The following is an 18,739-nucleotide window of genomic DNA, read 5'->3' on the forward strand; positions in this document are numbered from 1 at the left end:
CAGGCTTGCTCGCGAATGCGTTGGGTCAGCCATGGCTGCATTCACTGACACACCCTATTCGCGAGCAAGCCCGCTTCCACATGGTTTACCAGGGGTCTTTGCATGCATCAATTGATCCTCGGCGGCGCCCGTTCGGGCAAGAGCCGCCTGGCCGAAAAGCTTGCCGCACAGAGCGGGCTTGCCGTCATTTATATCGCCACCAGCCAACCTCTCGACGGTGAGATGAACGAGCGCGTCGCGCTGCACCGCCAGCGTCGGCCCGACCATTGGGGCCTGGTTGAAGAACCCATCGACCTGGCGCGCGTGCTGCGTGAAAACGCCGCCACTGATCGCTGCCTGCTGGTGGATTGCCTGACCTTATGGCTCACCAACCTGCTGATGCTCGAAGACCCGGCGCGCCTTGCATCCGAGCGTGATCACCTGCTGCAAACCCTGGCCTCGCTGCCGGGGGAAATCATTTTTGTCAGCAACGAGACCGGTCTGGGTGTCGTGCCGCTGGGCGAATTGACTCGCCGCTATGTGGATGAAGCCGGTTGGCTGCATCAAGCCCTGGCCGAGCAATGTCAGCGCGTTGTGCTGACGGTTGCCGGCCTGCCCCTGACTTTGAAAGGTACTGCGTTATGACCGATTCCTGGTGGCTCAACCCCTGCAAGACCATTGATGCCACGGCCCACGAACAGGCGCTGGCGCGTCAGCAGCAGTTGACCAAACCCGCCGGCTCCCTCGGCCAGTTGGAAGCGCTGGCGGTGCAGCTGGCAGGTTTGCAAGGCCAGGCCAAGCCCTCGGTAGAACACCTGTGGATCGCGATTTTTGCTGGCGATCACGGTGTGGTCGCTGAAGGTGTATCGGCATTTCCCCAGGCGGTCACTGGCCAGATGCTGCAAAACTTCGTCACCGGTGGTGCGGCAATCAGCGTGCTGGCGCGGCAACTGCAAGCGCAATTGGAAGTGGTCGACCTCGGCACCGTCACGCCGTCCTTGGATTTGCCCGGCGTTCATCACCTGAATATCGGCGCGGGCACGGCCAATTTCGTCCATGGCCCGGCGATGACCCAGGCCCAAGGGCAACTGGCCCTGAACGCCGGGCGAGACAGCGCACGCCGCGCCCTGCAAAGCGGTGCGCAGTTGTTTATCGGCGGCGAGATGGGCATCGGCAACACCACCGCGGCCAGTGCCTTGGCTTGCGCATTGCTGGATTGCCAGGTCACTGACCTCACAGGCCCTGGCACCGGTTTGAACGCTGCTGGGGTCAGCCACAAGGTCGCGGTCATTGAACGGGCCTTGGCGTTGCACGCCGGCCAGCGCAGTGATGCGCTGCAAACCCTGTTCAATCTCGGCGGTTTTGAAATAGCCGCGCTGGTCGGCGCCTACCTGGCCTGCGCCCAGGAAGGCATCGTGGTGCTGGTGGATGGGTTCATCTGCAGCGTGGCCGCGCTGGTAGCGGTGCGCTTGAACCCGGCATGCCGCGAATGGCTAGTGTTCGGCCATCGCGGCGCCGAGCCGGGCCATCGCCATGTGCTGCACACCCTCGATGCGCAGCCGTTGCTGGAACTGGGCCTGCGCCTGGGCGAAGGCAGCGGCGCCGCGTTGGCGGTGCCCTTGTTGCGCCTGGCGTGTGCGCTGCACGGGCAGATGGCGACGTTCGCCGAGGCCGCCGTGGCGGATCGCCCCGCATGACCTTGCGCCTGGACCTGCTGCGCCACGGCGAAACCGAACTGGGCGGCGGCCTGCGTGGCAGCCTGGACGATGCGCTGACCGCCAACGGCTGGCAGCAGATGCGCGACGCAGTGGTGGGGCAGGGGCCATGGGATCGGCTGATCAGCTCACCCCTGCAACGCTGCGCCCTGTTTGCCCAGAAGTTGGGGGCACAGCTCGATGTGCCGGTGAGCCTGGAGCCTGACTTGCAGGAGCTGCACTTCGGCGCCTGGGAAGGGCAGAGCGCGGCCGCGTTGATGGACACCGATGCCCAAGGGCTGGGCTTGTTCTGGGCCAATCCCTATGCCTTCACTCCGCCGGAAGGCGAGCCGGTCATCCGGTTTTCCGAGCGCGTGCTTGGCGCTGTCGCCCGGCTGCGTCAGGCCTATGCTGGCCAGCGCGTGCTGTTGATCAGTCATGGTGGTGTAATGCGCCTGCTGCTGGCCCAGGCGCGAGGGTTGCCCCGTGAGCAACTGCTGAATGTCGAAGTGGGTCACGGCGCCTTGTTCGGCCTGCTGGTTGAAGCCGATGGCGTGTTGAAGGAAGGACGCTGATGATGCTGCCGTTCTGGATCGCCCTGCAATTTCTCAGCAGTCTGCCCATTCGCTTGCCGGGCATGCCACAGCCTCAAGAGCTCGGTCGTTCGTTGCTGTTTTATCCGCTGGTTGGGCTGCTGTTCGGTGTGTTGTTATGGGGCCTCAACCAGGTGTTGCTGGGCGCCCCATTGCTGTTGCACGCCGCGTTGCTGCTCACGGCCTGGGTGTTGCTCAGCGGTGGCTTGCACCTGGACGGCCTCGCCGACAGCGCCGATGCCTGGCTGGGTGGCTTTGGCGACCGCGAACGCACCCTCAGCATCATGAAAGACCCGCGCAGTGGCCCGATTGCGGTGGTCACCCTGGGCTTGGTGCTGCTGCTCAAGTTCAGCGCCTTGGTGGCGTTGATCGAACAACACAATGGCACCGCCTTGATCCTGGCGCCCCTGATCGGACGCGCTTCGATGCTGGCGCTGTTTCTCACCACGCGCTATGTGCGGGCGGGCGGATTGGGCCAGGCACTGTCAGACCATCTGCCGCGAATTGTCGGCCAACAGGTGCTGATCCTCAGCGGCTTGGCCTGTATCCTGATCGGCGGTTTCAACGGCGGCATCGCGGTGTTGCTGGCGGCATTGTGTTTCGTGTGGCTGCGCCAGTTGATGGTCAAGCGTCTGGGCGGCACCACGGGCGACACCGCTGGCGCACTGCTGGAGCTGCTTGAAGTCGCGGTGCTGGTCGGGCTGGCGTTGTAACGCTTTCTTGCAATTGGTTAACTCCGGGTATATACACGCTCTATGCTTGCCTCCCAATGTTTATGCACCAACCTGCGACGCGCCGCCCGTGGCGTCAGCAGGCACTACGACGGCGCTCTCGACGGCTTCGGGATCAACGTTGCCCAGTATTCTCTGTTGTGCAACCTGCAGCGTCTCGACCAGCCGAGCATTTCCAGCCTGGCGGACGCCATGGGCCTGGATCGCAGCACCCTGGGGCGCAACCTGCGTGTCCTGGAAGGTGAGGGGCTAGTGCAATTGGTGGAGGGCGACGATTTGCGCAACCGCCTGGTGGTGTTGACTGACGCCGGTCATGAAAGGCTGGCCGCTGCGTTGCCGGCGTGGGAAGCAGCGCAACAGAAACTGATTGATAAGCTTGGCGCCGAAAAGCGCGAAATGTTGTTGGCCTTGCTGGATGAACTCGCCTGAACGGCGGTTTGTTCGACTACAAGCGGGTATATACCCGCGAACGGAGAATAAGAAATGAGCTCGATGTGGCGCACCAGTGGTTGGGTCCTTTTAGGCAGTGCGCTGATCCTGGCGTTGTCCTTGGGCGTACGGCATGGCTTTGGCCTGTTTCTGGGGCCGATGAGCAGCGAATTCGGTTGGGGGCGTGAAACCTTTGCCTTTGCCATCGCCTTGCAGAACCTGATCTGGGGCTTGGCGCAGCCGTTTACCGGGGCCTTGGCCGACCGTTTCGGCGCGACCAAGGCGGTGTTTGTCGGCGGGGTGCTGTACGCCGTCGGCCTGGTGCTCATGGGTATGTCTGATTCTGCCTGGTCACTGTCATTGAGCGCAGGCTTGCTGATTGGCATTGGCCTGTCCGGCACCTCGTTCTCGGTGATTCTCGGCGTGGTTGGTCGCGCCGTTGCACCCGAAAAACGCAGTATGGCCATGGGTATTGCCAGTGCGGCGGGGTCGTTCGGCCAGTTCGCCATGGTGCCCGGCACCCTCGGTTTGATTGGCTGGCTCGGCTGGTCGGCAGCATTGCTGGCGCTGGGCTTGATGGTGGCGCTGATCCTGCCGCTGGTCGCCATGCTCAAGGACCGGCCGCTGGCGGTCACGGTGGGCCAGCAAACCCTGGGTGAGGCGCTCAAAGAGGCCTGTTCTCACTCCGGCTTCTGGTTGCTGTCCTTCGGCTTTTTTGTCTGCGGTTTCCAAGTGGTGTTCATCGGTGTGCATTTGCCGGCTTACCTGGTCGACCAGCACCTGCCGGCCACGGTGGGCACCACCGTGCTGGCGTTGATTGGCCTGTTTAATGTGTTCGGCACCTATACGGCAGGTTGGCTTGGTGGGCGCATGTCCAAGCCGCGCCTGCTCACCGGCTTGTACCTGTTAAGGGCGGTGGTGATTGTGTTGTTCCTGTGGGCGCCGGTCACTGAAGTCACAGCGTATCTGTTCGGCATGGCGATGGGCTTTTTGTGGTTGTCCACGGTGCCGCTGACCAACGGGACCGTCGCGACCCTGTTTGGTGTGCGCAACCTCTCGATGCTCGGCGGGATTGTGTTCTTGTTCCACCAGCTTGGCTCGTTCCTCGGCGGATGGCTGGGCGGGGTGGTCTATGATCGAACCGGCAGCTACGATTTGATCTGGCAGGTGGCAATTTTGCTCAGCCTGCTCGCCGCCGCGCTGAATTGGCCGGTGCGTGAGCGGCCGGTGGCACGTATACAGGCGCAGATGGAGGCGGCATGAGCATGACAGCGCGTCTTATGCTGTTGGCGGTGGGGATGGTGTTGCTGTTGGCCTGGTGGGGTTGGCAGCGGGGCGGCCTGGCGTTGATGCAACTGGGTATGGCGATCTGTTAAGTTGTGGGTCTGAACCGACTCAAGGACTTTTGACATGCAGATGCGCTGGCTCGCTGTACCCGTCCTGATGGCTATTGGCAGCGTGGCGATGGCCGCCAGTTGCCCGCCGTTGCTGGAGGGCCAATTGCCCAAGCTGCGGGCCAAGGAATCCATCGACCTGTGCCAGCAATTCGCTGGCAAACCTTTGGTGATCGTCAATACGGCGAGTTTCTGCGGTTTCGCTCCGCAGTTCAAAGGCCTGGAAGCCTTATATCAGCGCTATAAGGGCCAAGGCCTGGAAGTGATTGGCGTGCCGTCCGATGACTTCAAGCAGGAAGCCAAGACCGGTGAGGAAACCGCCAAGGTCTGCTACGTGAACTATGGCGTGACCTTCACCATGACCGAGCCGCAGAAGGTCAAGGGGCCGGATGCGGTGCACCTGTTCAAGGTGCTTGCACAGCAGGCCGACGCGGCGCCGAAGTGGAACTTCTACAAGTATGTAGTGGATCGCCAGGGCAATGTTGTGGCCAGTTTTTCCAGCCTGACCAAGCCGGACAGTCCGGAGCTGATCAAGGCGGTGGAACAGGCATTGGCTTCCAAACCCTGACCGCCAGCCAAACAAAAGCCCCGCCTCCTTCACAGGAGAGCGGGGCTTTTTTATACGGCTGCGGGTTAGAACTTGTAGGTCATGCCCAAGCCGAAACCGTTGGCGCTGTTTTCATACTTGGCGTTGTAGCTGGCCAATTGGTTGGAGCGCGAAATCTTGACGTCCTCTTCCTTCAGGTAGGAGTAGGCCAGGTCGATGGTCATGTTATCCATGACCTGGTAGCCCAGGCCCAGGCTGAAGATAGTACGGTCGCCAGTCGGGATGCGCGGCGAGCGATCCGTGTTGTTGGTCGGCGACTGGTCGAACGTCAAGCCGGTACGCAGTACCACTTGCTTGGTGAGCTGGTACGAAGTACCCACGGCGTAGGCCCAGGTGTCGTGCCAGTTCTGGTCTTCCTTGATTGTGCTGACAAGGCCTGGGGCAAGCGCGCCGCCGGTAGCGCCGCTGACGCCTTCGTTCTTGACCGTGATGTCTTTCAGGCGGCTCCAGCGCGTCCAGGTCGCACCGGCGTAGAGTTTCCATGCGTCTGTCAGGTCTTGAGTGACGGACAGGTCGTAGGACTCAGGGGTGTCGATTTTCAGCGAGGCGTCGTAGCGGTTGCTGCGCAGGAACGGCGAGGTCGCGGTCGGTGCGGTGACTTCGGTGTGGCCGTCCAGCTTGTAGCTGACCTTGGAATGGTAGGTCAGGCCGACACGGGTGGTATCGGTGGCTTGAACCAGCACGCCGATGTTGAAGCCCAGTGCGGTGTCGTCACCCTTGATCTTGATATTGGTGTCTGGCGCGCGAGGGTTCAGCGTCAGGTCCGATTCCAGGGTGCCGGCAATGCGGTTGATGGTCGGGCCGAAACCTACGGAAACGCGATCGTTGAAGGCGTAGCTGACGGTCGGTTGCAAAGTGATGACTTTCACTTCGCTCTTGCTGCCAAAGCCACGGCCCTGGAAGCCGCTTTCGTAGTCGGTCACCAGGCCGAACGGCGCATAGACGCCGAAGCCGACAGCCCACTGGTCGTTGAGTTTATTGGTGTAGAAACCGAAAGGCACGGCGGTGAAAGGCACCATATCGCCTTTGTTGCTACCAGCGGAGCGGCCGCTGACATTGCTGATATCGGTAGAGGCATCAATGGCTGCAACGCCACCAGTGATCTGTTGGCCTTCCAGACGTGCCATACCGGCAGGGTTACCGAACACAGTGCTCGCATCATCGGCAGAAGAAGAGCGACCTGCGAAACCGGTACCCATCCCGCTCACGCTCTGTTCGTTGAGCGCAAAGCCGCTGGCGAACAGTTGGGAGGATGCCATGGCAACGGCGAGGCTAAGTGTGGTCTTGAGCATTACTTTTTTCATTATTAGAACTCCGTGTGATCACCGCTGCGGAAAGTATCAATAAATTTCAGATCGCGCTATAGGCTGTAATGCTGGAGATAGAGCGGTTTTGTAGGACAATCCGACCAAAATTGCCGTTTTTTGCCGAATCTTGCAATTTGCCCGGTCAGCAAGCTGCCTGTTTCATTGGGATTACACAGGTTTGCCAGGCGTGGGTGAAATCTCGCAGGCGGCCCTGGGGGTGGAATATTTCTTTCCAGATACGCGCCATGGCCAGTACATCGCCGGGCGCGGGCAGGGCGGGACGATGTTGTTCCACCAACAGCCAGGCGATCGCCGTGGCGTAGCGCAGGTTTACCGTCAACTCCAACTGGGGCGCGCTGAGGAACGCATGTTGGCTGGCCAGCCCACGCACCAGGCTGGCGCGTTCCGGGTCCAAGGCCAGGTAGCCATCCCAGAGGGCGCGGTGGCGGGGTTCGGTGATGCTGTAGAGGCCATGGCCGCGACGGTCATGCAGCGCCGAGCCCAGTTCGGATTGGCTGGCGGCAATGCCCAGCAGCAGGGATTCGGCTGTTGGGCTGTGACGGCCGAGGTACATCAGCGTCGGCCGGATCACATAACGACACAATTCACTGGCGGCAATACCCATACGAGCCTCAGTCCTTGCAAAGAGTGGACGAGCCTGAGAAGGGGAGCTTGGCAGCGGTGAATCGGATCTCAGGCCCGTCGTAAGCGGATCATGCCGCTTGAGTTGAAGTGTAGTGTCATATTCACGATGTAAAGGACTGTTTTTAAAACATCTTCTGCAACCGGTTATAACGTTTATATCGATTTGTACTTAGCGCCACGGGTTCAAGGCCAAATTCCAGGCAATAAAAAACCCTGTTATTCAAACAGGGTTTTTTGAGGTTTCAGCGACGCGGGTCGATCAGGCAGTCAGTGCCTGACGGGTACGATCGATCACGGCCTGCAGCGGTTCTGCGCTGGAGTATTGATCGGGGTACAGGCGTTCGCTGTGACGAGCGATGCCGTGTTCGTTGACCAGGGTGAAGCTGAAGCAGCCTTTGCGAGCGGCCATGATCAGGCAGTTCATTGGGGCAAAAGCGTTGGTGAGGGTGCGAATGGCATCCTGAGTGTGGATTTGAGCGTTCATATTATTGGTGTTCCTACAAATGACACGGATAAGAACCGTGCAACGTTAAAACGTTCCAGTAACGCTGATCACCATTGATCAAACGAAGAACCCGACTGGAACAAAGCAGCCAGTTTGAAGCGCTATTAAATTTGGCGCGCTTGGGCTGGCAGGTAGGTACTTAGGAGGGCAGGCAACACAACAGGGGCAAAGGTTCTGGGCCCAGGGTGGAGATCCTGATCAATTTGCAGGTTGGTTCGGTCAGAGTATTGGAACTTCGCGCCACCCTTTGCTTGTTCAAAGGCAGTGTCGTCGCAAGGAATACCTGGAAACCATCGAGGTGGTCGATCCCATGTGGTTCAGGGGACGTGTTCGACCAGAATTGACTTTCAGCTTGGTACTAACGCCGCGGATAGTAACGGATTGAAACAGGGAAGGGAAGGCCGATTGCAAAAAAACTTCGATCAGCCGCCGAGCAACTCGCGATAGACCAGCACGGTCATGGACGCGGCCAGTGCGCACCCCAGCCCGTAGGCGGCGAGCGTCAGCCGCAAGGACTGGCCGGTCTCGATCATGCGGATCACCTCGCGCATGTCATTGATCCTTCCGTCACTGAGTTCAATGCACAGGATCACGGCGGTAAAGGCGGCTGACAGCAAGATAGCAATGGCGAACAGTGCGCCGTCCGGAGAGGGGAGCGCGGCATTGATTCCCAGGGAGATCGCGCAGATGGCCAGTAGCAGCCCGGCGAATAACAGAATTCCTTTCATCGGCCCTACTGGTTTGCATTGTCGGTGGCGCAGTGTGGCGAACCGAGGCAGATTTGAAAAGCCCTTGGGTTTGCCTGCTCAGTAACATGTTTAACCGGTGTTGAATCAAAAAACGCCGACGATATAACCAGCCGATAAGGACTTGTGCACATTCAAGGCCAAGGGTGTAACCCTGCTGTCACTGGTGTGCAAGTGCGCCCATTTGCCTGTAATCAAAATTTAAGTCAATGAAAAATCTCGCTTTTTTTTATTGGTGAAAAAATCGTCAGTTTGACTGCGGCCCCCGTTCCATGGGGCTTTGCGCCTGTTCCAGGGGGGTTGTCCACTGAGTTATCCACAGCTTCTGTGGATTGTCCCGAGCGCTTGCTCTAGGACGGGCGTGCACGGTTTTTTCAGCTTTACCTGTACGAAAAAAAGAGTAGAGTGGCGCGCCTTCCGTTCTGCCCCACAGTGCTTTATGAAGTTTCGCTCAGTATCACATTCTGTTACCGACACGCCCCAAACTGTTACCGCACCCAAGCGTTTTTCCTTGAAGGTCGCTTTGTGGCTGCTCGACAGCCCGCGCCTTGGGCAGAGCACCAATATCAAGCATCTTGCCGGACGCTTGCTCAAGCAGCCCGCCCGCGAAGGCGTGGTGGCCGCTCAGAGCCGTCTTGGCCAACTGATGTGCCGCGAGTGCGGAAATGCCCGTGACCGGCGCATCGGCCACGATTTGTTGCGTTCGGCTGCTCGCGCCGGCGACCGTCGCGCCCAGCGCGAACTGGGCCAGGTCGAAGACTGAGCTGTCCTCCGGCCTTAGGCTTGGTTACCCTTGATCTTTTTCGGTGATGGCAGAAATGGCTATGGTGTTTGACTGGACCAGTATCGCCTTGGGTCTTGTGGGCGCAGCCGTGCCGCTACTGGCGCTGTGCTGGCAACTCCAGCGGCGCCTGACCGCACGCACCACCGGCTGGGAGCTGCTGGAGGAGCGCCTGGCGACCGCACAACTGGCCCAGGAAGGGCTCGCCGCTCAACTGGACGCCAGCCGCGATGAGATCAGTGACCTGAGCCAGGCCAATGCTGCCAAGCAAGCCGACTTGGCGGCGCTGCGCCGTGAAGTCGAGCTGTTGCAGATCGACCGCGATAACGCCCGCGATGCCGCGCACGCCTGGAACCTCGATCGTAGCGCCAAGGAAGCCGAACTGCGTCGCCTCGACGCCTTGGCCGCGGCCCTGAGCGCCGAATTGCGCGAGCAGCAAGAGAGTCATCAGCAACGCCTCACCGACCTGCAAGGCTCACGAGACGAACTGCGTGCGCAATTTGCCGAGTTGGCCGGCAAGATCTTCGACGAGCGTGAGCAACGCTTTGCCGAAACCAGCCAGGAACGCCTCGGTCAACTGCTGGACCCGCTCAAGGAACGTATCCAGTCCTTCGAGAAACGTGTCGAAGAAAGCTATCAGAACGAAGCCCGTGAGCGCTTTTCCCTGGCCAAAGAGCTTGAGCGCCTGCAGCAATTGAACCTGCGCCTGTCGGACGAAGCCACCAACCTGACCCGTGCCCTCAAGGGCCAGAAAACCCAGGGCAACTGGGGTGAGCTGATTCTTGAACGGGTGCTGGAGCATGCGGGCCTGGAGAAGGGCCGTGAGTACCAGACCCAGGTCAGCCTCAAAGGCCCGGATGGCGAGCGTTTCCAGCCCGATGTGCTGATCATGTTGCCGGGCGACAAGCAGGTGGTGGTCGACTCCAAGGTCAGCTTGACCGCCTATCAACAGTACGTTGCGGCGGATGACGAGGTGATTGGCCAGGCCGCCTTGAAGCAACACGTGCTGTCCCTGCGCAATCATGTCAAAGGCTTGGCCGGCAAGGATTACAAGCGCCTTGAAGGTTTGCACAGCCTGGATTTCGTGCTGCTGTTCGTACCGATCGAGGCTGCCTTTTCTGCGGCATTGCAGGCCGAGCCCAACCTGTTCCAGGAAGCCTTCGACCGCCATATCGTAATCGTCAGCCCCACGACCTTGCTCGCCACCCTGCGCGTGATCGACAGCTTGTGGAAGCAGGAGCGCCAGAGCCAGAACGCGCGGGAAATTGCCGAGCGTGCCGGTTGGCTGTATGACAAGTTCGTGCTGTTTATCCAGGACCTGGACGAAGTGGGCAACCGGCTGCAACAGTTGGACAAGGCCTACAGCGCGGCGCGCAACAAGCTGACGGATGGGCGTGGGAATCTGGTCAGCCGTACCGAGCAATTAAGGTTGCTCGGGGCCCGCGCCAGTAAGAGCTTGCCGGCAGATCTGCTGGAGCGGGCAATGACCGATTCGGACGGCGTGGCGCATCTCCCTGAATAAACACGGATCGAAATTGTGGGAGCGGGCTTGCTCTAATGCCAGTCAGTTAAGCGGTCATCGCCTTCTGTAGGAGCCAGGGGGACGCCTAGTTCTTGCTCGCGAAAAACGTCAACGATAACGCGTGCTTGCTGAATGAGCGCGGCGCCTTTGAGTTTTTCGCGAGCACGCTCGCTCCTACAATAGCGATCGAATACAGCCCCGTTACAGGGGCAAATGCCTGCTCAATAGCGCCCGCAACGCCGCCGGCTTCACCGGTTTGGCCAAGTAATCCAACCCCGCCCCATGCACCTCGGCCACCATCTCCGGTCGCCCATCGGCACTGATCACCACACCGGGAATCGGCTCGGCCAATTGCGCACGCAGCCAGCCCATCAACTCGGTGCCGGTTTCGCCGTGGTCCAAGTGGTAATCCACCAACGCCAGTTGCGGGCGTATACCGTCGGCCAGCAACGCCGCGCATTCGGCCTGGTTGGCGGCTGTCCAGACTTCACAGCCCCAGCGCGTGAGCAGGCTGCGCATGCCGATCAGGATGCTGTCTTCGTTATCCACGCACAGCACCCGTGCGCCACTCAAGGGCAGGCCGGTTTCTGCCGGCGCCTTGGGCTGCGCGCTGGCCTGGTTACGGGCCAGCGGCACGCACACGCTGAAGACGCTGCCGTTGCCCGGCCAGGAGCGCACGCTCAGGCGATGGCCCAGCACGCGGCACAGGCCGTCGGCAATCGCCAGGCCCAGGCCCAGGCCTTTTTCGGCACGGGTCTGGTGGCTGTCCAGGCGCTTGAACTCTTCGAAGATCACCTTTTGTTTATCCGGCGCAATGCCAGGGCCGCGGTCCCAGACCTCCAGGCAGAGTTCGCCCTTGCGGCGACGTACGCCTAGCAGTACCGGGCCGTCGGCATAACGGAAGGCATTGGTCAGAAAGTTCTGCAAAATCCGCCGCAGCAGCTTGATGTCGCTGTCCACTCGCAAACGGCTGCCGCGCCAGCGAAAGCGCAAGTGTTGCTCCTGGGCCAACGCCTTGAATTCTGCGCCCAGGGTGTCGAACAACTCGTTAAGGACAAAGGGCTGGCGTTGTGGATTGATCTTGCCGTTTTCCAGGCGCGAAATATCCAGCAAATCACTGATCAAGTCTTCAGCCGAGCGCAGTGAGCTGTCCAGATGCTGCACCAACTGCCGTGCCTCGCCGGACAGGCCATCGGTCTGGTGGGAGAGGGCGGCAGAAAACAACCGCGCAGCGTTCAGCGGTTGCATCAGGTCATGGCTCACGGCCGCCAGGAACCGCGTCTTCGACTGGCTGGCGGATTCGGCCACGCCTTTGGCATCGGTGAGGGCCACGTTCAGTTGTGACAGTTCATGTGTGCGCTCGGTCACCCGCTGCTCCAGGCCCTCGTTGGCTTCGGTCAGTGCTTGTTCGGCTTCGCGGAAGGCGGTGATGTCGGTGAAGCTCATGACAAAGCCGCCACCGGGCATCGGGTTGCCGATCAACTCGATCACCCGGCCATTGGGGAACAGGCGCTCGGAGGTGTGCGCACGCCCCTGGCGCATCCAGTGCAGGCGACGCGCCACGTGCACTTGCGCTTCGCCAGGGCCACACAGGCCGCGCTCGGCGTTGTAGCGAATGATGTCTGCAATTGGCCGGCCCACGCTGATCAAGCCGTCCGGGTAGTTGAACAGTTCCAGGTAACGCCGGTTCCAGGCCACCAGCTTGAGCGACTGGTCCACCACGCTGATGCCCTGGGTGATGTTCTCGATGGCGCCCTGCAGCAGGGCGCGGTTGAACTGCAGCACTTCCGAGGCTTCGTCGGCGATACGGACCACGTCCTCCAGCTGCATTTCCCGCCCTTCGATTGCCGCTTTCACCACCGCCCGCGTCGAGGAGGCCCCGAGTACGCCGGCCAGCAAGCGTTCGGTGTGGGCGATCCAATCGTTATCGGCATTCTGGTTGGGGTTGAAGCCTTTGCCTTGGCGGTAGGCGAAGCGAATAAAGCTCTGCTGGGCCCGTTCTTCCCCGACGAAGCGTGCCGCGAGGCTGAGCAGGTCGCTGATCTGCACCGACAGCATGGAGCGCGCACTCGCACGCTGGCTGATTTCCTGGCCGATAAAACGGCCTGCCTGCCAGTGCTCCGAAACCCGTGTGCGCGACAGCATCGACACCCACACGAAGAGGGTGAAGTTACCGGCCAGGGAGAACACGGTGCCCAAGGTCAGCGACGTGACCGACAGCCCGAACGGGTGGGAATGCATCCAGGTCAGGCCGGGGAAAAGGTTGAGCGACCAGCCCAGACTTTTCGCCGTCACTGGCAAGACCAAGGTGTAGAACCACAGGAAGGTACCGGCGGCCAAACCGGCAAACACCCCACGCCGGTTGGCCTGCTTCCAATAGAGTGCGCCGAGCATCGCCGGGGCCAGTTGGGTCACGGCGGCAAAGGCGATCTGGCCGATGGTCGCCAGGCTGGCGGTGGAGCCCAGCAGGCGATAGCTCACGTACGCCAGCAGCAGGATGATCACAATGCTCACCCGGCGCACCGACAGCATCCAGTGGCGGAACACTTCGAATGGCCGTTCGGCGCTGGAACGCCGCAACAGCCAGGGCAGCAGCATGTCGTTGGAGACCATGGTCGACAAGGCGATGCTCGCCACGATCACCATGCCGGTGGCCGCCGACGCACCGCCAATAAATGCCAGCACCGCGAGCGCCGGGTGCGCCTCGGCCATCGGCAGGCTGATCACATAGGAGTCCGGCAGCACTGAGCTTGGCAACAGCATCTTGCCGCCCAGGGCGATGGGCACCACAAACAGTGCCGCGAGGATCAAATAAGCCGGAAATACCCACTTGGCCAGGCGCAAATCCTGGGGGTCGATGTTCTCCACCACCGTCACATGAAATTGTCGTGGCAGGCAGATGATCGCCATCATGGCGACGCCGGTCTGCACCACCATCGATGGCCAGTTGATGGTCTCTTTCCAGTATTCCTCCAGGCGCGGGGCGAGCATGGCCTGGCTGAACAGGTCGCCGAAACCGTCGTACAAGCCGTAGGTGACAAACGCACCCACGGCCAGAAAAGCGAACAGCTTGACCAGCGACTCAAAGGCAATCGCCAGCACCATGCCGCGGTGGTGTTCAGTGGCGTCGAGGTTGCGTGTGCCGAACACGATGGTAAACAGCGCCAGCACCAGTGACACGATCAAGGCCGTGTCCTGGGCGCGGGTGCCGGTGGTGTCGGGGCCGGCGCCGATCAGCAGGTTCACGCCCAGCACAATGCCTTTGAGCTGCAGCGCGATATAGGGCAGCACGCCGACCAGGCAAATAAGTGCCACCACCACCGCCAGGGACTGGGACTTGCCGTAGCGGGCGGCGATAAAGTCGGCGATGGAGGTGATGTTTTCCTGCTTGCTGATCAGGATCATCTTCTGCAGCACCCAGGGGGCCAGCACCAGCAACAGCACGGGCCCCAGGTAGATCGGCAAGAATGCCCACAGTTGTTCGGCCGCTTGGCCCACGGCGCCGAAGAAGGTCCAACTGGTGCAGTACACCGCCAGCGACAGGCTATACACCCAGGCACGCACGCGCGGCGGCAGCGGCGCATGGCGGCGGTCACCGTAAAAGGCGATGGCAAACATGGTGGCCATATAGGCCAGGGCAACGGCGGCGATCAGCCCGCTGGACAGCGTCATGGTAACTCCGAGCATAAGAACACCCGGGCATTCCAGGCCCGGTTGGACAGTCTCGCATGATGCCTGGTGTTAGTCAGTGTCGACCAAGGTCGTGTGGGATCGAATGTCGCAGGCGGCGTTCAGCGTGGCGGCAGGGTTTTCTGGCGCAGGATGTAGATCGTCACCAGCACCGCACTGGTCAGCATAAAGCCCCGCGCCCATGGCAGTGGCACCAGGTAGCAGGAAATCGAGATGCTCAGCCACATCAAGCCGATGGCGTAGACCTTGCCTTTGAGCGGGATGCCATTACCGTCCAGGTAATCGCGCACCCAAGGCCCCAGACGCGGGTGTTCCACCAGCCAGTGGTAGAAGCGCGGGGAGCTGCGAGCGAAGCAGGCGGCGGCGAGTAGCAGGAAGGGTGTGGTCGGCAATACCGGCAGGAAAATGCCGATCACTCCCAACGCTACGCTTAGCCAGCCGATGGCCAGCAGCGCATAGCGCAGGAGCAGTGGACGGTTGCCCATGGGTTCCACGGGCAAGCGACTCAGTGGTGACGTGGCTTGAGGATCGCCGGTTTTTCGTCAGGCGCGTTGCACAGCAGATACAGCGCGGTCAGGGCTTCCGGGATCTGCACGATCATGTCGTCCATCAGGTTGGCGTCGGCGGCGATGTCGGAGAACTCTGCTTCCTCTTCGAACAGGCCCGAACCGACCATGATCGGCAGCAGCATTTCGCTGACTTCTTCTTCGGCGGTTTCGAACCAGGCGGCTTCGCGCAGGAACACGCCTTCCATGAAACCGATGCACCAGCCGCGCAGGTCGGAGTCATCCGGATCGTCGCCCAGGTCCAGCTCGCACGGCAGCTCGAACTCTTCGTCGGAGGCCAGTTGGCGGGCGATGTGCGCCTTGAGGGCGACCAGGGTGGATTCGATTTCTGCGCGCTGGGCGTCGTCGCTGTAGTGAGGCTCTTCAGCGAACAGCGCATCGATCCATTCACGGTCCGGGACGGGGTCGGAGCAGATCGACAGGGCGGTCAGGTAGCCGTGGGCGGCCACGTAGTCCAGCGCCTCGTCATGCAGCTCATCGGCGTCGAGGAAGGCTTGCAGGCGGGTTAGTTGCTCAGCGAAGGACATTGAAGGGCTACCTTGGGAATAAACGATGCTGAATTCTAGGCTTTCTTGAGCGCCCAGGCCAGCCGCACGGCATATTTGCCCGGTTTTAGCCTGGTGCGTCTATTCGTCAGTGGCGCCCTTTGGTGGATAACGCTCGGGTATACTGCCGCGTTTTGTGATGCCCCTGCAGGCCCAGCGCCAATCCGGGAAAACTTCGCTTACGGATTATTTTTCGTGAGCGCGGTTTTTTTCGGCCAGCCTGTATAGAGGGATTTCGGCACCATTTTGGAGTTTTACATGCTCGAGCAGGCTCAACGCGTCCTCAAGGACATCTTCGGCTACGACAGTTTTCGTGGCCGCCAGGGTGCGATCATTGAGCGCGTGGCCAGTGGCGGCGATGCCCTGGTACTGATGCCTACCGGTGGCGGCAAGTCGCTGTGCTTCCAGGTGCCGGCGCTGTTGCGCAATGGCCTGGCCGTGGTGGTGTCGCCGCTGATTGCGCTGATGGACGATCAGGTCGCCACCCTTGAAGAACTCGGAGTCGCGGCCGCGTCGTTGAACTCCACCCTCAGCGCCGAGCAGCAGCGCGACCTGGCTGCTCGCATCAAGCGTGGCGAGGTGAAAATGCTTTACCTGGCGCCGGAGCGCCTGGTGCAGCCACGCATGCTGGCCTTTTTGCAGAGCCTTGAGATCGCCCTGTTCGCCATCGACGAAGCCCACTGCGTGTCGCAATGGGGTCACGATTTCCGCCGCGAATACCTGCAGCTTGGCCAATTGGCCGAACTGTTTCCCGATGTGCCGCGCATTGCGCTGACCGCCACCGCCGACAAGCGTACCCGCGAAGAGATCGTCGAGCGCCTGCATTTGCAGAACGCCGAGCGCTTCCTGTCGAGTTTTGACCGGCCCAATATTTTCTACCGCATCGTGCCCAAGGAGCAGCCACGCAAGCAGTTGCTGGCGTTCCTGTCCGAGCGGCGTAGTGACGCGGGCATCGTGTACTGCCTGTCGCGCAAGAAAGTCGACGAAGTCGCCGCGTTCCTCTGTGAGCAAGGTTACCCGGCGCTGCCTTACCACGCCGGCCTGCCCAATGAAACGCGATCAGCGCACCAAAAACGCTTCCTCAACGAGGAAGGCCTGATCATGGTGGCAACCATCGCCTTTGGCATGGGCATCGACAAATCCAACGTGCGTTTCGTGGCGCACATGGACCTGCCCAAGTCCCTCGAGGCCTATTACCAGGAAACCGGGCGTGCTGGCCGCGATGGCCTGCCGGCGGATGCCTGGATGGTCTACGGCCTGCAAGACGTGGTGATGCTCAAGCAGATGCTGCAGAACTCCGAGGGCGACGAGCGCCACAAGCGCCTGGAGCAGCATAAGCTCGACGCCATGCTCTCGTTGTGCGAAGAGACCCGCTGCCGTCGCCAGACCCTGCTGGCGTATTTCGACGAAGACATGCCTGAACCCTGCGGCCACTGCGATAACTGCATCGACGGCGTACAAACCTGGGACGCCACCGAGCCGGCGCGCCAGGCGTTGTCGACGATCTATCGCACCGGTCAGCGTTATGGTGTGGGCCATCTGGTGGACGTACTGCTGGGCAAGGACAACGAAAAAATCCGCAGCTTCGGCCACGAGAAACTCTCGGTGTACGGGGTCGGCAAAGCCCGCGCCGAAGGGGAGTGGCGTTCGCTGTTTCGCCAGATGGTTGCCCGTGGTCTGGTCGACATCGATATCGAAGGCTACGGCGGGCTACGCCTGAATGACAGTTGCCGGCCGTTGCTCAAGGGCGAAGTGAGCCTGGAACTGCGCCGCGACCTCAAGCCGCAGACCACCGCCAAAAGCAGCAGCGCCAGCCAGGCCAGCCAATTGGTGCGGGGCGAGGAGCGCGAACAATGGGAAGCCTTGCGCACCCTGCGGCGCAAACTGGCGCAGGAGCACAGCGTGCCCCCCTACGTTATCTTCCCCGACTCCACCTTGCTGGAGATGCTGCGCGAGCAGCCCACCACCATGGCCGAGATGGCCCGGGTCAGCGGTGTGGGCGCGCGCAAACTGGAGCGCTACGGCCAGGCCTTCCTGGAAGTGCTCGGCGGCCAGGCCGAAGCGCCGAAGGAAATCGCCGATATTCGCCACGAACTGATCAGCCTGGCCCGTGCCGGCATGACCCCGATCCAGATCGCCGGCCAGCTGCAATGCTCGGAAAAAAACGTGTACACCTTGCTCGCCGAAGCCATCGGCAAGCAGCAATTGTCCCTGGAGCAGGCCCTTGATTTGCCTGAGGATTTGCTCGGTGAAATCCAGGACGCTTTTCTCGATGGAGAAGGCGAATTGCCAGCTGTCACGGAGATTGCGCCGTTATTTACCGGGCGTGTTCCGGAAGGCGTTTTGTACTGCGTGCGTGCCGCTTTGCAGTCGGAATTCGAAATTTAGTGTGCCAATTACGACAATGTAACGAATCAGTACATAGCGGGCCTTGCCTACTGACAGGGCTCATGCTTAGCTGACTAATAATTAGCCATACTTTATTTTCAGTCTTAAACATGAGTTTTTTATGCCGTTAACCGATCAACACCGTTTTGGCATGCAGTTGGCGCAAATGTCCCGAGGTTGGCGCGCCGAACTGGATCGCCGGCTGGCGGGGCTGGGCTTGTCCCAGGCGCGCTGGCTCGTGCTGTTGCACCTGGCTCGTTTTGTCGAAGCACCCACCCAGCGTGAATTGGCCCAAAGTGTCGGCGTGGAAGGGCCCACCCTGGCCCGTCTGCTCGATAGCCTGGAAGGCCAGGGCCTGGTGCAACGCCAAGCCGTGGTGGAAGACCGTCGTGCCAAACGCATCCTGCTGTGCGATACCGCCCAACCGCTGATCGACCAGATCGAAACCATCGCCACGGCGTTGCGCCATGAGTTGTTCGTGGGTGTGAATGAGGAAGACCTGCGGGTGTGCATGCGGGTGCATGAGCACATCCTGGCGAACCTGGAAAAGTCCTGAACTGAATAATGTGGGAGCTGGCTTGCCTGCGATAACGGACATTCAGTCAAGGGATTAGCTG

At 60.9% G+C, this 18,739-nt stretch carries 18 protein-coding genes; 11 read left to right on the forward strand and 7 right to left on the reverse strand.

Annotated features, from left to right (window positions below; genetic code table 11):
* The first annotated feature begins 102 nt into the window (after positions 1–102).
* The 7 genes from cobU (at position 103) to QK296_RS05755 (ending at position 5,388) form a co-directional block, all read left to right on the forward strand.
* The gene (gene cobU, locus QK296_RS05725) at positions 103–624 is read left to right on the forward strand and encodes a bifunctional adenosylcobinamide kinase/adenosylcobinamide-phosphate guanylyltransferase (protein WP_003193037.1); all 522 of its coding nucleotides are present in this window, start codon (positions 103–105) and stop codon (positions 622–624) included.
* The gene (gene cobT / locus QK296_RS05730) at positions 621–1,676 is read left to right on the forward strand and encodes a nicotinate-nucleotide--dimethylbenzimidazole phosphoribosyltransferase (RefSeq protein WP_282390700.1); all 1,056 of its coding nucleotides are present in this window, start codon (positions 621–623) and stop codon (positions 1,674–1,676) included. The genes cobU and cobT overlap by 4 nt, the downstream gene beginning before the upstream one ends.
* Entirely contained in the window at positions 1,673–2,248 is a 576-nt protein-coding gene (cobC, locus tag QK296_RS05735; RefSeq protein WP_282390701.1) for an alpha-ribazole phosphatase family protein, read from the forward strand. The genes cobT and cobC overlap by 4 nt, the downstream gene beginning before the upstream one ends.
* Before the next feature lie 2 nt (positions 2,249–2,250).
* The gene (locus QK296_RS05740; RefSeq protein WP_034136223.1) at positions 2,251–2,979 is read left to right on the forward strand and encodes an adenosylcobinamide-GDP ribazoletransferase; all 729 of its coding nucleotides are present in this window, start codon (positions 2,251–2,253) and stop codon (positions 2,977–2,979) included.
* A 42-nt stretch (positions 2,980–3,021) separates the two neighbouring features.
* Entirely contained in the window at positions 3,022–3,426 is a 405-nt protein-coding gene (locus tag QK296_RS05745) for a MarR family winged helix-turn-helix transcriptional regulator (RefSeq protein ID WP_003193031.1), read from the forward strand.
* Between the two features lie 63 nt (positions 3,427–3,489).
* Positions 3,490–4,689, forward strand: coding sequence for an MFS transporter (locus tag QK296_RS05750; protein WP_164692223.1), 1,200 nt, complete (start codon positions 3,490–3,492; stop codon positions 4,687–4,689).
* Between the two features lie 147 nt (positions 4,690–4,836).
* Positions 4,837–5,388, forward strand: coding sequence for a redoxin domain-containing protein (locus tag QK296_RS05755; RefSeq protein WP_034136127.1), 552 nt, complete (start codon positions 4,837–4,839; stop codon positions 5,386–5,388).
* A gap of 65 nt (positions 5,389–5,453) precedes the next feature.
* Here the strand turns inward: QK296_RS05755 and QK296_RS05760 are convergent, their stop codons facing one another.
* The 4 genes from QK296_RS05760 to QK296_RS05775 all read right to left on the reverse strand — a co-directional run bounded on the left by QK296_RS05760 (position 5,454) and on the right by QK296_RS05775 (position 8,612).
* The gene (locus QK296_RS05760; protein ID WP_003193026.1) at positions 5,454–6,731 is read right to left on the reverse strand and encodes an outer membrane protein transport protein; all 1,278 of its coding nucleotides are present in this window, start codon (positions 6,729–6,731) and stop codon (positions 5,454–5,456) included.
* 145 nt (positions 6,732–6,876) lie between these two features.
* Positions 6,877–7,359 (reverse strand): hypothetical protein, encoded by a 483-nt coding sequence (locus QK296_RS05765; RefSeq protein WP_003193024.1) that lies wholly within the window; start codon positions 7,357–7,359, stop codon positions 6,877–6,879.
* A 279-nt stretch (positions 7,360–7,638) separates the two neighbouring features.
* Complete coding sequence (locus tag QK296_RS05770; RefSeq protein ID WP_003193022.1) at positions 7,639–7,863, reverse strand: hypothetical protein; 225 nt, start codon at positions 7,861–7,863, stop codon at positions 7,639–7,641.
* A 443-nt stretch (positions 7,864–8,306) separates the two neighbouring features.
* Positions 8,307–8,612 carry a hypothetical protein gene (locus tag QK296_RS05775; RefSeq protein ID WP_003193020.1) on the reverse strand — a complete coding sequence of 102 codons (306 nt, stop codon included), beginning with the start codon at positions 8,610–8,612 and terminating at the stop codon, positions 8,307–8,309.
* A 457-nt stretch (positions 8,613–9,069) separates the two neighbouring features.
* Between QK296_RS05775 and QK296_RS05780 the strand changes: the two genes are divergently transcribed.
* Complete coding sequence (locus tag QK296_RS05780) at positions 9,070–9,393, forward strand: hypothetical protein (protein ID WP_003193019.1); 324 nt, start codon at positions 9,070–9,072, stop codon at positions 9,391–9,393.
* 175 nt (positions 9,394–9,568) lie between these two features.
* Positions 9,569–10,933 carry a DNA recombination protein RmuC gene (gene rmuC, locus QK296_RS05785; RefSeq protein ID WP_169856798.1) on the forward strand — a complete coding sequence of 455 codons (1,365 nt, stop codon included), beginning with the start codon at positions 9,569–9,571 and terminating at the stop codon, positions 10,931–10,933.
* A gap of 201 nt (positions 10,934–11,134) precedes the next feature.
* Here the strand turns inward: rmuC and QK296_RS05790 are convergent, their stop codons facing one another.
* The 3 genes from QK296_RS05790 to QK296_RS05800 form a co-directional block, all read right to left on the reverse strand.
* Positions 11,135–14,605: a PAS domain-containing hybrid sensor histidine kinase/response regulator gene (locus tag QK296_RS05790; protein WP_137205169.1), complete on the reverse strand. Its 3,471-nt coding sequence runs from the start codon at positions 14,603–14,605 to the stop codon at positions 11,135–11,137.
* Between the two features lie 119 nt (positions 14,606–14,724).
* On the reverse strand, positions 14,725–15,108 hold the full coding sequence (locus QK296_RS05795) for a YbaN family protein (protein ID WP_019818414.1): 384 nt from the start codon (positions 15,106–15,108) through the stop codon (positions 14,725–14,727).
* A 20-nt stretch (positions 15,109–15,128) separates the two neighbouring features.
* Complete coding sequence (locus QK296_RS05800) at positions 15,129–15,716, reverse strand: YecA family protein (protein ID WP_003193011.1); 588 nt, start codon at positions 15,714–15,716, stop codon at positions 15,129–15,131.
* A 276-nt stretch (positions 15,717–15,992) separates the two neighbouring features.
* On the opposite strand from QK296_RS05800, the gene recQ reads away from it, so the two are divergent.
* Positions 15,993–18,122 (forward strand): DNA helicase RecQ, encoded by a 2,130-nt coding sequence (gene recQ, locus QK296_RS05805; protein ID WP_034136124.1) that lies wholly within the window; start codon positions 15,993–15,995, stop codon positions 18,120–18,122.
* A gap of 121 nt (positions 18,123–18,243) precedes the next feature.
* The gene (locus QK296_RS05810) at positions 18,244–18,678 is read left to right on the forward strand and encodes a MarR family transcriptional regulator (RefSeq protein ID WP_003193007.1); all 435 of its coding nucleotides are present in this window, start codon (positions 18,244–18,246) and stop codon (positions 18,676–18,678) included.
* Positions 18,679–18,739: the final 61 nt, after the last annotated feature.

Origin of the sequence: Pseudomonas sp. AL10, assembly GCF_029960685.1 — a bacterium.
GTDB lineage: Bacteria > Pseudomonadota > Gammaproteobacteria > Pseudomonadales > Pseudomonadaceae > Aquipseudomonas > Aquipseudomonas lactis.

Excerpts from the sequence above, each read along its gene's own strand:
- cobC (WP_282390701.1), top strand. The coding sequence starts at position 1,673 with ATGACCTTGCGCCTGGACCTGCTGCGCCACGGCGAAACCGAACTGGGC.
- QK296_RS05760 (WP_003193026.1), bottom strand. The coding sequence starts at position 6,731 with ATGAAAAAAGTAATGCTCAAGACCACACTTAGCCTCGCCGTTGCCATG.
- QK296_RS05810 (WP_003193007.1), top strand. The coding sequence starts at position 18,244 with ATGCCGTTAACCGATCAACACCGTTTTGGCATGCAGTTGGCGCAAATG.
- QK296_RS05750 (WP_164692223.1), top strand. The coding sequence starts at position 3,490 with ATGTGGCGCACCAGTGGTTGGGTCCTTTTAGGCAGTGCGCTGATCCTG.
- QK296_RS05780 (WP_003193019.1), top strand. The coding sequence starts at position 9,070 with ATGAAGTTTCGCTCAGTATCACATTCTGTTACCGACACGCCCCAAACT.
- QK296_RS05770 (WP_003193022.1), bottom strand. The coding sequence starts at position 7,863 with ATGAACGCTCAAATCCACACTCAGGATGCCATTCGCACCCTCACCAAC.
- cobT (WP_282390700.1), top strand. The coding sequence starts at position 621 with ATGACCGATTCCTGGTGGCTCAACCCCTGCAAGACCATTGATGCCACG.
- QK296_RS05790 (WP_137205169.1), bottom strand. The coding sequence starts at position 14,605 with ATGACGCTGTCCAGCGGGCTGATCGCCGCCGTTGCCCTGGCCTATATG.
- QK296_RS05740 (WP_034136223.1), top strand. The coding sequence starts at position 2,251 with ATGCTGCCGTTCTGGATCGCCCTGCAATTTCTCAGCAGTCTGCCCATT.
- QK296_RS05795 (WP_019818414.1), bottom strand. The coding sequence starts at position 15,108 with ATGGGCAACCGTCCACTGCTCCTGCGCTATGCGCTGCTGGCCATCGGC.
- cobU (WP_003193037.1), top strand. The coding sequence starts at position 103 with ATGCATCAATTGATCCTCGGCGGCGCCCGTTCGGGCAAGAGCCGCCTG.
- recQ (WP_034136124.1), top strand. The coding sequence starts at position 15,993 with ATGCTCGAGCAGGCTCAACGCGTCCTCAAGGACATCTTCGGCTACGAC.
- QK296_RS05745 (WP_003193031.1), top strand. The coding sequence starts at position 3,022 with ATGCTTGCCTCCCAATGTTTATGCACCAACCTGCGACGCGCCGCCCGT.
- QK296_RS05755 (WP_034136127.1), top strand. The coding sequence starts at position 4,837 with ATGCAGATGCGCTGGCTCGCTGTACCCGTCCTGATGGCTATTGGCAGC.
- QK296_RS05775 (WP_003193020.1), bottom strand. The coding sequence starts at position 8,612 with ATGAAAGGAATTCTGTTATTCGCCGGGCTGCTACTGGCCATCTGCGCG.
- QK296_RS05800 (WP_003193011.1), bottom strand. The coding sequence starts at position 15,716 with ATGTCCTTCGCTGAGCAACTAACCCGCCTGCAAGCCTTCCTCGACGCC.
- QK296_RS05765 (WP_003193024.1), bottom strand. The coding sequence starts at position 7,359 with ATGGGTATTGCCGCCAGTGAATTGTGTCGTTATGTGATCCGGCCGACG.